The organism is Microlunatus capsulatus, assembly GCF_017876495.1.
Lineage (GTDB): Bacteria > Actinomycetota > Actinomycetes > Propionibacteriales > Propionibacteriaceae > Microlunatus > Microlunatus capsulatus.
The window spans coordinates 4,163,601-4,179,073 of record NZ_JAGIOB010000001.1 but is presented as its reverse complement, the minus strand read 5'-3'; the positions used below and the strand labels follow the sequence as shown (position 1 = coordinate 4,179,073).

Genomic DNA, 15,473 nt, shown 5'->3' with positions numbered 1-15,473 from the left:
GGCAGAATCGGTCCGTGAACGAGCTCGGAGCGAACCATGGCGCGTAGCAGCCGGACCGCGCCCCCGCCGGACGACGACTTCGTCGAGCGGATCCTCGACGTCGACGTCTCCTCGGAGATGCAGACGAGCTTCCTCGAGTACGCCTACTCCGTCATCTACTCCCGGGCCCTGCCCGACGCCCGCGACGGCCTCAAGCCGGTGCAGCGCCGGATCCTCTACTCGATGAACGAGATGGGGGTGCGGCCCGACCGCGCCCACGTGAAGTGCGCCCGCGTCGTCGGCCAGGTGATGGGCCTGTACCACCCGCACGGCGACACGGCGATCTACGACGCCCTCGTCCGCACCGCCCAGCCGTGGACGATGCGGCTGCCGCTGGTCGACGGGCACGGCAACTTCGGCTCGCTGGACTCCGGGCCGGCGGCCATGCGCTACACCGAGTGCCGGATGGCCACCGCCGCCGCCGCGATGACCGACGGCCTCGACCAGGACACCGTCGACTTCAAGCCCAACTACGACGGCAAGGACGTCGAGCCGACCGTCCTGCCCGCCGCCTTCCCCAACCTGCTGGTCAACGGCGCGTCCGGGATCGCCGTCGGGATGGCCACCAACTGCGCGCCGCACAACCTCGTCGAGGTCGTCCAGGCGCTCCGGCACCTCATCAGGCACCCCGACGCCGACGTCGACGCCCTGATGCGCTTCGTGCCCGGGCCCGACCTGCCCAGCGGCGGCCGGATCATCGGCCTCGACGGCATCCGCGACGCCTACCGGACCGGCAAGGGCTCGTTCCGCATCCGCGCCACCGCCCGCATCGAGCAGGTGCACCCGCGGCGCAAGGGCATCGTCGTCACCGAGCTGCCCTACATGGTGGGCCCCGAGCGCGTGATCGAGCAGATCAAGACCCTCGTCACCGCGCGCAAGCTGCAGGGCATCGCCGACGTCAAGGACCTCACCGACCTCTCCACGAACGGCACCCGGCTGGTCATCGAGGTGAAGAACGGCTTCAACCCCGACGCCCTGCTGGAGCAGCTCTACAAGCAGACCAAGATGGAGGACAACTTCGCGATCAACGCGGTGGCCCTGGTGGACGGCCAGCCGCGGACGCTGAGCCTGCGCGACCTTCTGACCGTCTTCCTCGAGCACCGCTACGAGGTGACCCGCCGCCGCACCGCCTTCGCCCGCCGCAAGGCCGAGGAGCGGCTGCACCTGGTCCAGGGCCTGATCCTGGCGATCCTCGACATCGACGACGTCATCGCCATCATCCGTGGCAGCGACGACACCGCCGCCGCCCGCACCCGGCTGCGCGAGGCCTTCGAGCTCAGCGAGCTGCAGGCCAACTACATCCTCGAGATGCCGCTGCGCCGGCTCACCCGCTTCAGCACGCTGGAGCTGGAGACCGAGCGCGACTCGCTCACCGCCGAGATCGCCGAGCTCAGCGCGATCCTCGACGACCAGGAGCGGCTGCGGACCCTCGTCGGCGACGAGCTGGCCGGCATCGCCAAGGCGCACGGCACCCCGCGCCGGACGATCCTGCTGGCCTCCAGCGGCGTGGCCACCACGGCGGCCACGACGCCGCTGGAGGTGGCCGACGACCCCTGCCGCATCCTGCTCTCCTCCACCGGGCTGCTGGCCCGGACCGCCGACGCCGAGCCGCTGCCCGAGGGCGGCGACCGGACCAACCACGACGTCCTGCGCTCGACGGTGCTGGGCACCGCCCGCGGCGACGTCGGGCTGCTGACCAGCACCGGACGGCTGGTGCGGGTCAGCGCGCTCGACCTGCCGACGGTGCCGACGACGGCGAGCGCGCCCAACCTGCAGGGCGGCACCCACGTCACCGAGCTCGTCACCCTGGAGCCCGACGAGCAGCCGCTGGCCCTGACGACGCTGTCGCCCGACTCCCCCGGCCTGGCCCTGGGCACGGCCGCCGGCGTCGTCAAGCGGGTCAACGCCGAGGTGCTGGCCAAGGACGCCTGGGAGGTGATCCGGCTGGAGCCGGGCGACCGGGTCGTCGGTGCCGTCGAGCTGACCAGCGCCGACGTCGAGCTGGTCTTCGTCTCCAGCGACGCCCAGCTGCTGCACTTCCCCGCCTCGGTCGTGCGGCCCCAGGGCCGGGCCGGCGGCGGGATGGCCGGCATCAAGCTGGCGGCCGGGGCCCGCGCGGTGTTCTTCGGCACCGTCCCGTCGGCCGACGCCCTCGTGGTGACGGTCGCCGGCAGCTCCGCGGCCCTGCCCGGCACCGACGCGGGCACCGTCAAGGTGACCCCGTTCAGCGAGTACCCGGCCAAGGGCCGGGCCACCGGCGGCGTCCGCTGCCACCGGTTCCTGCGCGGGGAGGACGCCCTGCTGCTGGCCTGGGCCGGACCGGCGCCGGCGATGGCCGCCGCGGCCAGCGGCGCCCCGGTAGACCTGCCGCCGGCCGACGGCCGCCGCGACGGCTCGGGCACCCCGGCCGGTCAGCCGGTCGCCGCCGTCGCGTCGCCCCGGGCCTGAGGGCGGCCCGGAGGTGGAGGGTCCCGGACAGGGGACGGCGGGAGGGGCGAACGGTCCTACGCTGGGCGCCGTGAGCACCCCGACCCCCGCCGCGGACGGCTTCGCCGACCTGCTGGCGCACAACGCCGCGTACCAGGCCGGCTTCACCGACGGCGGCTTCGACGGCATCGCCCGTGCGGGCGTCGCCATGGTCACCTGCATGGACTCCCGGATCGAGCCCCTGGGGATGATCGGCCTGCGGATCGGCGACGCCAAGATCCTGCGCACCCCGGGCGGCCGGATCACCCCCGACGCGCTCGTCGGCTGCGTGCTCGGGGTGCACCTGCTGGGCGTCGAGCGGATCCTCGTCGTCCCGCACACCCGGTGCGCGATGGCGAGCGGCGAGGACGCCGACATCGTCGACCGCGCCCGCGCCGCCACCGGGGAGGACCTCTCGGACCTCAGCATCGGCGCCTCCCCCGACCAGCACGCCCGGCTGGTCGAGGACGTGGCGCTGCTGCGGGAGCACCCCCACCTCGCCGGCCGCGTGCAGGTGGGCGGCTTCCTCTACGACGTCGACTCCGGCGCCCTGACGCAGGTGCTGTGAGCGGGGCGCGGTGATGGGCACCCACTCCTACCGGCCCGCGGAGGGTCACCGGTTGCCGCACGACCCGTTCAACGCCATCGTCGGCCCCCGGCCGATCGGCTGGGTCTCGACGGTCTCGGCCGCCGGCGTCCGCAACGTCGCGCCGTACAGCTTCTTCAACGCCTTCAACTACACCCCGCCCGTCGTCGGGTTCTCCAGCACCGGCTACAAGCACTCGGTGCGCAACATCGCCGAGACGGGCGAGTTCACCTGGAACCTCGTCACCCGCGCCCAGGCCGAGGCGATGAACGCCACCTCGGCCACCGTCGGCCCCGAGGTCGACGAGTTCGAGCTGGCCGGCCTGCACGGCGTCCCCTCGACCGACGTGGCGCCCGAGCGGGTCGCCGGGGCGCCGGTCGCCTTCGAGTGCCGGCTCACCCAGCTGGTCCGGCTCACCGACCAGCACGGCGCCGAGCTCGACGCCTGGCTCAGCCTCGGCGAGGTCGTCGCCGTGCACATCGACGAGGAGCTGCTGGTGGACGGCGTCTACGACACCGCGCGGGCCGAGCCCGTGCTCCGCGGCGGCGGGCCGAGCACCTACTTCGCCGTCACCGCCGAGCAGCGCTTCGACATGGTGCGGCCCGCGTGAGCGCCGTCGTCGTGGTCGGCTCGGTCAACGCCGACACCTCTCTGCACGTCGCCCGCATCCCCGGGCCCGGCGAGACCGTGCTGGCGCTGGGCTCCCGCACCTCCCCCGGCGGCAAGGGCGCCAACCAGGCCTGCGCCGTCGCCCGGGCCGGGGCGCGCAGCGTCATGGTCGGGGCCGTCGGCACCGACGCGGCTGGCACCATGCTCGTCGACGAGCTGGGCCGCCGCGGCGTCGAGCTCGACCAGCTCCTCCGGCTGCCCGACGTCGAGTCCGGCGGCGCCACCGTCCTGGTCGACGACGACGGGGAGAACTGCATCGTCGTCAGCGGCGGCGCGAACGCCGCGCTCACCCCCGCGCAGGTCACCGCCGGCCTGGACGCGGTGGACGACGTCGGCCTCGTCCTCACCCAGGGCGAGCTCAGCGTGGCCTGCGTCGAGGCGGCCGCCGCCTGGGCCGCCGCGCACGAGGTCCGCTTCGTCCACAACCTGGCGCCCTACCGCGCGGCGACGCCGGAGCTGCTGGCCCTCTGCGACCCGCTGGTCGTCAACGAGCACGAGGCCGCCGACCTGGCCGCCGCCCTGGGCGAGCACCCCGACGGCACCGACGCCCTGCTGGCCCTGCTGGCCGGCCGCTGCCGCTCGGTCGTCATCACCCTGGGCGGGGACGGGGCGGCCTACGCCTCCCCGGCCGGCTCCGGCGCCCGGGCCAGCGCGCGGGTCGAGGTCGTCGACACCACCGGGGCCGGCGACGCCTTCGTGGGTGCCGCCGCGGCGGCCCTGCTGGCCGACGACGACCTCGGCCGGGCCTGCGCCGCCGGGGTGGCCGCCGGCGCCGCCGCCGTCCAGCACCGCGGCGCGCAACCCGAGCTCTGAGACCGGCCCCTGCTTCGGGCCGGTGGACCGGGAGCGGGCGGTGGGCGGGCGGGTCCACGCCGACCTCCGCCGCGCGGGGCCGGGCCTGTGGAAGACTCCGCCGGACCCGACGCCGTCGGACGACACGCCCGAGGAGCCCCGTGACCAGCACCGCCGCCGCCCCGCCCGCCGGGACGGCCTCCCGCCGTCTCCGGGCCGCCGGCTGGGCCCTGCACGTCTACACCGCCAGCGGCGCGGTGCTCGGCCTGCTCGCGGTGGTCGCCGCCGTCGACGGCCGGACGGCCGACGCCCTGTGGATCCTGCTCGCCGCCCTCGTCGTCGACGGCACCGACGGCACCCTGGCCCGCCGGCTGCGCGTGCAGGAGACGATCCGCGGCTTCGACGGCGCCCGGCTGGACGACATCGTCGACTACCTGACCTACGTCTTCGTCCCCGTCGTGCTGCTCTGGAGCGGCGGCTACCTGCCGGAGGGCCCGTGGGGCGCCGTGCTGGCCGCCGCCCCCCTGCTGGCCTCCTGCGTCCAGTTCTGCCGCACCGACGCCAAGACCGCCGACCACGCCTTCCTCGGCTTCCCGAGCTACTGGAACGTCGTCGCGTTCTACGCCGTCGTGCTGGGCCTCGGGCCCGCCGTCACCGGGGCCGTCCTCGTCGTCTGCTCGGTGCTGGTCTTCGTGCCGGTGCACTACATCTACCCGTCGCGCACCCCGACCGCCCGGACGCTCAACCTCGTGCTGGCCGGGCTGTGGCTGGTGCTCTACGCCCTGGTGCTGCTGGACATGCCGAGCCCCAGCCCGGTCCTGCTCGGGCTCTCGCTGGCCTACATCGCCTACTACCTGGTGGCCAGCCTGGTCCTGACCCTGCGGCGGCCGCGGAGCGGCTAGGCGTCGATCGCGGCGGCGTCGAGGGAGTAGGCGCCGTCGATGATGAACTCCTTGCGCGGGCCGACGTCGTTGCCCATGAGCATCTCGAAGACGGTCTCGGCCATCAGCCCGTCGTCGACGGTCATCCGGCGCAGCGTCCGGTGCCGGGGGTTCATCGTCGTCTCCGCCAGCTGGTCGGCGTCCATCTCGCCGAGGCCCTTGTAGCGCTGGGGCTCCTTGAAGTTCAGCCCCTTCTTCGTCAGCTCGGCCGCCTTGCGCTGGTACTCGGCGTCGGAGTACGTGTAGATGTAGCGGTCCATCCCCTTGCGCGGGTTGGTGAGCTCGAAGCGGTGCAGCGGCGGGACGGCGGTGTAGACGCGGCCGGCGTCCACCAGCGGGCGCATGTAGCGGAAGAACAGGGTGGCCAGCAGGCAGCGGATGTGGGCGCCGTCGGAGTCGGCGTCGGCCATGAAGATGACCTTGCCGTAGCGCGCCGCCTCCATCTCGAAGCTGCGGCCGCTGCCCGCCCCCACCACCTGGATGATCGAGGCGCACTCGGCGTTCTTCAGCATGTCGCCGACGGACGCCTTCTGGACGTTGAGGATCTTCCCGCGGATCGGCAGCAGCGCCTGGAACTCCGAGCTCCGGGCCAGCTTGGCGGTGCCCAGCGCCGAGTCGCCCTCGACGATGAACAGCTCGGAGCGGTCGACGTCGTTGCTGCGGCAGTCGACCAGCTTCGCGGGTAGCGAGGAGGACTCCAGCGCGTTCTTGCGCCGCGTCGCCTCCCGGTGGGCGCGGGCGGCCACCCGGGCGCGCGAGGCGCCGACGACCTTCTCCAGCACCGAGCGGGCCTGCGCCTTGGGGCCGGCCTTGGTGGAGCCGAGGAAGGCGGTCAGCTCGCGGTCGACGACCTTGGCCACCAGCCGGGAGACCGCCGGGGTGCCCAGCACCTCCTTGGTCTGGCCCTCGAACTGCGGCTCGGCCAGCCGGACGGTGACGACGGCGGTCAGGCCCTCGAGGACGTCGTCCTTGACGACCTCCTCACCGGCCTTGAGCAGCCGCTTGCCCTGCAGGGCCGCGCCGACGCTCTTGGTCAGGGCGCGCTCGAAGCCCGCGACGTGGGTGCCGCCCTTCGGGGTGGCGATGATGTTGACGTAGGACCGCAGGGTCGTGTCGTAGCCCTCGCCCCAGCGGACGGCCACGTCGACCTCGAGCTCGCGCTCCACGTCGGTCGGCTCCATGTGGCCGGCGTCGTCGAGCATCGGCACCGTCTCGGTGAAGCGGTCGGTGCCCTGCAGCCGGACGACGTCGGTGAGCGAGCGGTCGGGGGCGAGGAACTCGCAGTACTCGGAGATGCCGCCCTCGTGCAGGAACGTCTCCCGGGCCACCTCGTCGGTGCGCGCGTCGGTGACGTGCAGGGCCAGGCCGGGCACCAGGAAGCTGGTCTGCCGGGCGCGGTTGTGCAGGTCGGTGAGCGAGAGCTGGGCGCCGGCCAGGAAGATCTGCCGGTCGGGCCAGTAGACGACGCGGGTGCCGGTCCGCCCCTTCGCGACGCGACCGGCCTTCCGGAGCGACCCGCCGGGGGTGAACGCGGCGTCCGGACCGGGTCCGTCGAAGGTGCCGGGCACGCCACGGCGGAACGACATCGTCCAGGTCGCGCCCATCCGGTCGACCTCGACGTCCAGCCGGGTGGAGAGGGCGTTGACCACCGAGGCGCCCACGCCGTGCAGGCCGCCGGTCGCGTTGTAGGAGCCCGCGCCGAACTTGCCGCCGGCGTGCAGCTTGGTGAAGACGACCTCGACGCCGGAGAGCCCGGTCCGCGGCTCGATGTCGACGGGGATGCCGCGCGCCTGGTCGTCGACGGCGATGCCGCCGTCGGCGCGCAGCGTCACCGAGATCTCGCGGCCGTGGCCGCCGAGGGCCTCGTCCACGGCGTTGTCGATGATCTCCCAGAGGCAGTGCATGAGGCCGCGGGTGTCGGTCGAGCCGATGTACATCGCCGGCCGCTTGCGGACCGCCTCGAGACCCTCGAGGACCAGCAGGTGCCGGGCCTCGTACTCACGGTTCTCGGTGGTCGGGGTGGCGGTGGGCACGCCGCGAGGGTACCCCTGACGCCGCCTTGAACCCGGAACGTAGGCTGACTGCTCCGAGGGTGTCCCCAGCGCCCGAGGAGCACCGGCCGGACCCGGATCGCACCGGTGCGGCGGTTGTTACACAAGAGACATGGCTCCGAGATGGGGAAAGGGAACAATCGGAGCCTGGTTGGATGTTGACTACACACGGAGGGGGACGGGGCCAGCCAGGCACCACCACCACCGGCAAGTCCCCCAGACGAAGATCATCCTTGATCATCAGGAAGCGAGGCCTCCCGTGAGCACTTCAGTCATCGAAGGTGCCGAGTTGACTGCGGCCGATCGTTGCGATCGGTGCGGAGCCCAGGCATACGTCCGCGTCACCCTGGCCAGCGGGTTCGACCTCCTGTTCTGCGCCCACCACGGCAAGGAGCACGCCGACAAGCTCAAGCAGGTGGCGCTCGAGATCCACGACGAGTCCGCGAAGATCAAGTAGCGCCGGCTCGCGAACCACCGCCCGACCCCTCCGTCCACGTCGACGGAGGGGTCGTGCGTTTCCCGGGTCCCCGAACGCCGGTGCGGACCGGGTCGGGAGCCCTACCCTGAGCCGGTGACGCGACGGACCACCCGGCCGCGGGGCCGGGTCCCCGTCCTGCTGCTGCTCTGTGCTGTGCTGTCGGTCGTGGGACTCTCCGCCGCGGGACCGGGCGCCCGGACCGACGCCGCGGCCGCCACCCGACCCGTCGGCTGGCTGCACACCTCCGGCTCGACCCTGCTGGACGACCGGGACCGCCCGCACGTCATCCGGGCCGTCAGCTGGTTCGGCATGGAGACCCCGCTCTGCGCGCCGCACGGCCTCTGGCAGATCAGCCTCGACGACGGCCTGGCCCGGATCGCCTCGTTCGGCTTCAACACCGTCCGGCTCCCCTTCTCCAACGCGTGCCTGGCGGCCGGCACCGTCGAGGGCGTGGACGCCCGCACCAACCCCGACCTGCAGGGCCTGGCCCCGCTCGAGCTGATGGACGTCGTCGTCGAACGGGCCTCGGCGCACGGGCTCAGCGTGCTGCTGGACCGGCACCGGCCCGGCTCGGACGCGCAGTCGGAGCTGTGGGCCACCGCGGACTACCCCGAGGCCCGCTGGGTCGAGGACTGGACGATGCTCGCCGAGCGCTACGCCGACGAGCCCGCCGTCGTCGGCGTCGACCTGCACAACGAGCCGCACGGACCCGCCTGCTGGGGCTGCGGCGACCCCGCCCGCGACTGGGCCGCCGCGGCCACCCGGGCCGGCAACGCGGTGCTGGCGGCCAACCCGCGGCTGCTGGTCGTCGTCGAGGGCGTCGAGCGGCAGGCGGACGGCCAGAGCACCTGGTGGGGCGGCAGCCTGGCCGACGTCGCCGACCACCCGCTGATCCTCGACGTGCCCGGCCGGGTCGTCTACTCCCCGCACGACTACCCCGCCTCGATCTACCCGCAGCCCTACTTCTCCGACCCCGGCTACCCCGCCAACCTCGAACCGCTGTGGCGAGCGCGCTGGGGCTACCTGCAGGAGCAGGGCGTCGCCCCGGTGCTGCTGGGCGAGTTCGGCACCACCCTGCGGACGCCGTCCGACCGGCATTGGCTGGACGCGCTCGTCGGCTACCTGGACCGCACGGGCGCCAGCTTCGCCTACTGGTCCTTCAACCCGGACTCGGGCGACACCGGCGGGCTCGTCGCCGACGACTGGGTGACCCCGCAGGCCGACAAGCTCGCGGCCCTCGCCCCGCTGCTGCGGCCCGGCCGACCGGTCAGCCCGGTCCCGACGCCCTCGGCCACCCCCACCGCCCCACGCACCTCCTCCCCGGCCCCGACGCCCTCCGCCCCGACGGCCCCCGCACCGGCGAGCCCGACCCCGGCACCCTCCGACCCGGCGGCGACCCCCGGGTCGGGCACCGCGCTCACCGCCCGGTGGACGCTCCGCGAGTCCTGGGGTGCCGGCTACGTGGCCGACGTGCAGGTCGCCGCGGCCGGCGCGGCCCGCTCCGGCTGGACCCTGCGGGTCGAGGACCCGTCCGCCACGGCCGTGACGAACGCGTGGGGGATGACCTGCGCCGTCGACGACGGCGTCATCACCTGCACCGGGCAGGACTGGGGCGCCGCGGTGCCCGCGGGCGGCGCGGTCCGCGTCGGGCTGCAGGTGCAGAGCAGCGGACCGGCTCCGGCGGCACCGCGGCTGACGCTCTCCTGACGGTCGTCGCGGGAGGTGGCTCCGGCGGTCAGCCCCGGCTGCGGCCTCAGGTCGACCGGACGACCAGCTCGTTGCCCTCCGGGTCGGCCAGCACCCACCGGCCCGGCGACTCCTCGAGCTGCCGGCCGCCGGCGGCGAGCGCCGCGGCCAGCCGGGCCGGGGCCGCGTCGACCGGCACGGCGAGCTCGACGTGCAGCCGGTCGCGCTGCCGGCGGCGCTCGGTCTCCCCCGCGTCCAGCGGCTGGAAGGCGAGCACGGGGTCGAGCCGCCGCGGGTCCCACAGGTCGTCGAGCCCGACCCGCCGGTCGGGCCGGTAGCCGAGCGCCGCGGCCCAGAAGGCGCGGACCGCGGCGACGTCGGCGGCGTCGAGGAACAGCTGGGTGAGGTGCGGCAGCGCCGGGTCGGCCGTGGCGCCGAGGGCGCGGGCGGCGCTCTGCAGCTCCTGGGCCAGGTCGGCGAAGTCGAGAGCCAGGCCGTGGGCGTCGGCCTCGCCCTGGTCCTTGCCGGTGTCGAGGACCACGAGCCCCGGCCGCAGGTCGACCAGCAGCGGGAAGCCCGCGGCGTCGGCCAGCGCGGCCGCGGCGGTGGCCAGATCCCGCTGCTGATCCGTCGTGGTGGCGCGGTAGCAGGCGGTCGCGCTGAACACCACCTGCCAGTCCGACGTCCCGGGCCGCTCGCCGAGCGGTCCGCCGGGCACGAGGTCGACCTCGTTGCCGTCGGCGTCGGCGTGCCGGACTCCGTACGGTCCCCCGGCCGGGCCGACGTCGGCCTGCTCCACCGCCGCGGCCGGCCGCACGACGTCCAGGTGCAGCCGGTTCCGCAGCGGCCGCGGCTGATCGGACCGGGTGACCCGCAACGACGGGTCGCGGCGCAGCGGGTCCACCAGCACCCCGTCCCGTCCGGCCGGCTGGCCGAGCGCGCTCACCCAGAAGGGGACGACGGCGGACGGGTCGACGGACTCGAGCACGACCGTCACCGCCTGCAGGACGCCCGGGTCCGCCGCGAGGTGGAGATCGCGGGCCGCCGCCGACACCGCGTCCGCGTGCTCCGCCCCGTCCAACCGCACCCGCACGCCGGCGGGGCGCAGGTCGACGAGGATGCCCGCCGAGACGTCCGCGACGTGGCCGGCCAGGGCCGCCCCCGCCGTCAGCGACGGCGCCCCGAACCACGCCGTCGTCACCCCGTCGAGCACCCGCCAGTCCGCTCCGGTCCCGGTCATGGCAGCACGCTAGGCCACGGCGGCGGGTCCGGGAGCGCCGGCGTCACGGGGCCGCAGCCCGTGCGCTCGTCCCGGGCGCGGCCGCGGGGGCGAGCGCGGGCATCCCCTGCACCGCGGCGGCGACCAAGGCGTTCACCGAGTGCAGGAGCGCCGCCGTGACGGCGGTGACCGACCGGGGCTGGCCCGTCAGCAGGCTGAGGTAGCCGACGTGGCGGCCCTCCTCGGTGAACAGGCCGACCGCCAGTCCGTCCCGGAAACCGGCCGGGAGGAGGTGCTCACCCCAGGCGAAGGTCTCCTCCAGCGGCACGGGCAGGCGGTGGGCGGGGAGCGGCCAACCGGCCCGGTGGAGGCCGAAACGCTGTGCCTCGGCGTCCGCCTCGTCGGTCGCGTGGTAGGCCCGGACGGAGGCGGTCGGCCCGTCCTCGAGGACCGGGACGTGCCGGCCGGTCCGGGGGTCCCGGAGCGCGATCCATGCCGCGTCGTAGCGCGCCACCCGGTGGAGGACGTCCAGCAGCCCTGCCCCTCCTGGGTCGCCGCCGTCCCCGGTCGCGACGTCCCGCATCTCAGCGCGCAGCCGCTGCTCGCCACCCAGGCCGTGGAAGGAAGCGGGAGGCGCGGCTCCCGGGTGCCGGTGTCCCCCTCTCGTCCCCGCCCCCGCTGCGGGTGAGCGGTGGGCAGCCCCGCGCGGGCGGTCGTTCACGAGGCGACCACCTGCGGAGCCCCGGCGGCGGCCGGGTCGCCTGCGCCCGAGGACCGGCCGTGCGGAGGGCCCGGCGGCGCGGAGGGCAGCAGCAGGGCTGGCCCGCTCAGCACGAGGATCGGGGCGGGGGTCAGCCGGGACCCGACGGCTCCGGGACCGGTCACGGCGACCGGCGACCACTCCGGTGTGCGAGGCATGCCACAGGTTCGCGTGCCGGGCCACCGCAGGGCAAGCAGGGGCGCGCCCGACGCGCTCCTCGGAGCTCCCCGGCACCGGCGTCGGCGGCTCTGGAGGGACCGAGTCGTGGGGTTGTCACAGGGTGGTCTTAGGCTCCGCTCAGACTGCCGACGGGATCCCCGGCAGCCCAGTCCTCCGACGGGGTCCCGGAACGGAACGTCATGTCCCCTCGACGCGCGCGACCCAGAGCCCTGGTGGCCTGCGGGGCCGCCCTGCTGCTGGCGCCCCTGACCCTGGCCGGTATGCCGTCGGCCTCGGCCGCCCCGCTCCCCCGGGGCACCGAGCCCTACGCGATCAGCCCCCTGCGTGGACCACTCGCGACCACCAAGCTCAAGGGCGGCCTGGACCGGTCGTCGGCCGACCGCCAGAGCGTGTTCGTCCAGCTCGCCGGCCCCGGCGCGGCCTCGGTGGCCCAGCGGACCCTCGCCTCCACCGCCCGTTCGCCCCGCACCGCCGCGCGCACCGCCAGCCGGGACCGCCGGGCTGACGTGGCGCGCGACGCGGACCAGGTGCTGGCGGCCGCCCGTCGCCGCGACCCGGCCGTGCGCAAGCTCTTCTCCGTCGCCAACGCCGTGCCCGGCCTGGGCGTGGTCGCCGACCTCGGCACGCTCCGGGCGCTCGCCGAGCGGGACGACGTCGTCGCGATCACCCCGATCGTGCCCAAGAAGGTGAGCAACGCCAGCGCTGCCCAGCTCACCCGGGCGGTCAACACCTGGAAGAGCCCCGGCCAGACGGGCCGCGGCGTCCGGATCGGCATCATCGACACCGGGATCGACTACACCCACGCCGACTTCGGCGGGGCCGGCACGGTGGCGGCCTACCAGAAGGCGCTGAAGAGCCAGGGCACCTTCGCCGGTACCGCGAAGGTCGTCGGCGGCCGCGACTTCGTCGGCGACGACTACAACGCCGACCCCAGCGACCCCGACCTCTACCAGCCGGTCCCCTCGCCGGACAACAACCCGCTGGACTGCAACTCCCACGGCACCCACGTCGCCGGCAGCGCGGCGGGCTACGGCGTCGACGCCGACGGCAGCACCTTCCGGGGCAGCTACCCGCGCCTCGACCGCACCTCGCTGTACCGCATGCGGATCGGCCCCGGCATGGCTCCGCAGGCCTCGCTCTACGCCTTGAAGGTGTTCGGCTGCGAGGGCTCCACCGACACGGTCATCCCCGCCCTGGACTGGGCGTTGGACCCGGACGGCGACGGCGACTTCTCCGACCACCTCGACATCGTCAACCTCTCGCTCGGCAGCGACTTCAGCGCCGCCGACGACCCCGAGAACGCCGTCGTCGACGTGCTCGCCAAGAACGGGGTCCTGCCGGTGATGGCGGCCGGCAACGCCGGTGACCTGACCGACGCGGCGGGCTCGCCGGGCAACGCCGTGCGCTCGCTCGCGGTCGCGAGCACGGTCGACGAGCTGCAGCTCCGCGACGGGCTGCGGGTGAGCGCCCCGGCCTCCCTCGCCGGCGTCGTCGCCGGCCAGTTCTCCGTCGCCTACCCCTGGGCCGACGCCGCGCCCGTCTCCGGCCAGGTCGTCGCGCTCTCCAGCGCCAACGCCGACGGCTGCTCGCCGGTCACCGGCGCCGACGCCACGGCGGTCGCCGGCAAGGTCGCCTGGCTCGAGTGGGACGACGACGACGCCACCCGGCTCTGCGGGTCCGCCGCACGGGCCGCCAACGTCGCCGCCGCCGGCGCCGTCGGGGCGATCTACACCGCGGGCGTCGACGTCTTCGCCGCCGGCATCACGGGCAGCCCGACCATCCCGGTCGTCCAGCTGCCGAAGGCCGGGACCGACCAGCTGCGTCCGGCGGTCACCGCCGGCACGCTGGCCGTGACCTTCGACGGGTCGCTCCAGGGCACGATCAAGAGCATCACCCCCGCGATCACCGACACGCTCTCCTCGTTCAGCTCGCGCGGCGGGCACGGTCAGCCGGGCGTCGTGAAGCCCGACGTCGCCGCCCCCGGCGACACCATCACCTCCGCCGGCATGGGCACCGGCGACGGCCAGCTGACCATCTCGGGCACCTCGATGGCGTCCCCGGTCACCGCGGGCGTCGCCGCCCTGGTGCGGGCCGCCCACCCGTCGTGGAACGTCGAGCGGGTCAAGGCCGCCGTGATGAACACCGCCGGGCACGACGTGTACACCGAGCCCGGGCGGAAGGGTCTCCGGTACGGCCCGGCCCGGGTCGGGGCCGGCCGCGTCGACGCGCTCGCCGCCGTGCAGACCGACGTCATCGCCTACACCCTGGGCCGGGGTGCCGTCAGCGCCTCCTTCGGCGTGGTCGCCGCACCGGCGGACGAGGCGAAGGTCACCAAGACCCAGCAGGTGCGGATCCGCAACACCTCGAAGCGCACCACCACCGCGGCCGTGGCCTACCAGCCGGTCGTCAGCCAGCCGGGCGTGTCCTACCGGGCGAGCCGGTCCACCGTGACCCTCAAGCCCGGGAAGTACGTCGACGTCACGGTCACCATGACGGTGACGACGGCGAAGCTGCGGCACACCATCGACCCGACGATGGCGACGACCCAGGTCGACGCCTACCTCGTGGGGCCGGACGACGAGCCCGTCGAGCGCGCCCGGCAGTACGTCTCCGACGCGTCGGGGCGCCTGCTGGTCACGCCGAAGGGGAAGCCCGCCCTGCGGGTGCCGGTCTACGGGGCGGCCAAGCCGGCCTCCACCACCCGCGTCGACGACACCACCGTGGCCGGCGCGCCGACGATGGTCGTCAAGGGCGCCGGGTTCGCCCAGGGCAGCGGCACGACGGCCTTCGAGTCCAAGCTCTCGGTGCTGACGCTCGGGTACAACAGCCCCCGGCAGCCCCGCTGCGGCGGGGTCCAGGCCGTCGGCTGCGCAGCCACCGCCGCCACCCGGGCCGGGGACATCCACTACGTCGGCGCCGGCGCCACCCCCGGCAACGGCGGCAGCAGGGCCGACGGCTTCGTGTGGTTCGGCCTCAGCACCTGGGGCAACATGTCCTCGATCGGGCACTTCAACGTCCCCTTCGTCGACATCGACATCACCGGTGACGGCAAGGCCGACCTGGAGACGCTGGTGCAGCCGGAGCCGGACACCGACCTCTTCAACGCCGTGACCCTCGACCTGCGCGAGCCGGAGGGCGAGCAGCTGGTCGACATCCAGCCGCTGAACTTCGGGGACGGCGACTTCGAGACCAACGCCTTCGACACCAACACGCTGCTGATCCCGGTCTCCGCAGCAGCGCTGGGCATCACCGACGAGGCGACGACGTTCCCCCTCACCTACCGGGTGGGGACGGCCAACGCCTACGCCTCGCCGCTCACCGGCGGTGTCCAGGACCAGACGCCGGCCGTGGCCTTCGACGCCCTCAACCCCGGCGTCCAGGTCGGGGGGCTGGTCTACCCGGACGTCGCGGGGACCCGGATCCCCTACCGCCTCGCCGCGACGGGTGGCAAGCCCGCCCGGGCGCTGGTGATCCACCTGCACGGGGTCGACGGCACGCGCGCCGAGGCCCAGACGCTGCGGAGCACCCCCGCCGGCTGACGCACGGCACCACGCAGGGCCCGGGCCCGGTCGACCTCACGAGGTCGGCCGGGCCCGGTCGTGCTGG

At 74.7% G+C, this 15,473-nt stretch carries 11 protein-coding genes; 8 read left to right on the top strand and 3 right to left on the bottom strand.

Features of this window, described 5'->3' with window-relative positions:
• Positions 1–36: 36 nt before the first annotated feature.
• The 5 genes from JOF54_RS19390 (at position 37) to JOF54_RS19370 (ending at position 5,454) form a co-directional block, all read left to right on the top strand.
• Positions 37–2,487: a DNA gyrase/topoisomerase IV subunit A gene (locus tag JOF54_RS19390; protein ID WP_210058881.1), complete on the top strand. Its 2,451-nt coding sequence runs from the start codon at positions 37–39 to the stop codon at positions 2,485–2,487.
• A 70-nt stretch (positions 2,488–2,557) separates the two neighbouring features.
• Positions 2,558–3,073, top strand: coding sequence for a beta-class carbonic anhydrase (locus tag JOF54_RS19385; RefSeq protein WP_307804398.1), 516 nt, complete (start codon positions 2,558–2,560; stop codon positions 3,071–3,073).
• Positions 3,074–3,125: 52 nt separating this feature from the next.
• Positions 3,126–3,701, top strand: a complete 576-nt coding sequence (locus JOF54_RS19380; protein ID WP_210058879.1) for a flavin reductase family protein — start codon at positions 3,126–3,128, stop codon at positions 3,699–3,701.
• Entirely contained in the window at positions 3,698–4,573 is an 876-nt protein-coding gene (locus JOF54_RS19375) for a ribokinase (protein ID WP_210058877.1), read from the top strand. Before JOF54_RS19380 ends, JOF54_RS19375 begins: the two co-directional genes overlap by 4 nt.
• Before the next feature lie 140 nt (positions 4,574–4,713).
• A complete protein-coding gene (locus tag JOF54_RS19370; RefSeq protein WP_210058875.1) occupies positions 4,714–5,454 on the top strand; it encodes a CDP-alcohol phosphatidyltransferase family protein in 741 nt (246 codons plus the stop codon).
• Here the strand turns inward: JOF54_RS19370 and JOF54_RS19365 are convergent.
• The gene (locus JOF54_RS19365; protein ID WP_210058873.1) at positions 5,451–7,526 is read right to left on the bottom strand and encodes a DNA gyrase/topoisomerase IV subunit B; all 2,076 of its coding nucleotides are present in this window, start codon (positions 7,524–7,526) and stop codon (positions 5,451–5,453) included. The two genes, JOF54_RS19370 and JOF54_RS19365, sit on opposite strands and share 4 nt — an antisense overlap.
• A gap of 277 nt (positions 7,527–7,803) precedes the next feature.
• Here JOF54_RS19365 and JOF54_RS19360 point away from each other — a divergent pair, with 277 nt between their 5' ends.
• Positions 7,804–8,001: a DUF7455 domain-containing protein gene (locus JOF54_RS19360; RefSeq protein WP_210058871.1), complete on the top strand. Its 198-nt coding sequence runs from the start codon at positions 7,804–7,806 to the stop codon at positions 7,999–8,001.
• Positions 8,002–8,115: 114 nt separating this feature from the next.
• Positions 8,116–9,729: a cellulase family glycosylhydrolase gene (locus JOF54_RS19355; RefSeq protein ID WP_210058869.1), complete on the top strand. Its 1,614-nt coding sequence runs from the start codon at positions 8,116–8,118 to the stop codon at positions 9,727–9,729.
• A 46-nt stretch (positions 9,730–9,775) separates the two neighbouring features.
• Here the strand turns inward: JOF54_RS19355 and JOF54_RS19350 are convergent, their stop codons facing one another.
• Positions 9,776–10,948: a VOC family protein gene (locus JOF54_RS19350; RefSeq protein WP_210058867.1), complete on the bottom strand. Its 1,173-nt coding sequence runs from the start codon at positions 10,946–10,948 to the stop codon at positions 9,776–9,778.
• A 43-nt stretch (positions 10,949–10,991) separates the two neighbouring features.
• Entirely contained in the window at positions 10,992–11,510 is a 519-nt protein-coding gene (locus JOF54_RS19345; protein ID WP_210058865.1) for a hypothetical protein, read from the bottom strand.
• Positions 11,511–12,046: 536 nt separating this feature from the next.
• Here JOF54_RS19345 and JOF54_RS19340 point away from each other — a divergent pair.
• Positions 12,047–15,406, top strand: a complete 3,360-nt coding sequence (locus JOF54_RS19340) for a S8 family peptidase (protein WP_210058863.1) — start codon at positions 12,047–12,049, stop codon at positions 15,404–15,406.
• The last annotated feature ends 67 nt before the right edge of the window (positions 15,407–15,473 follow it).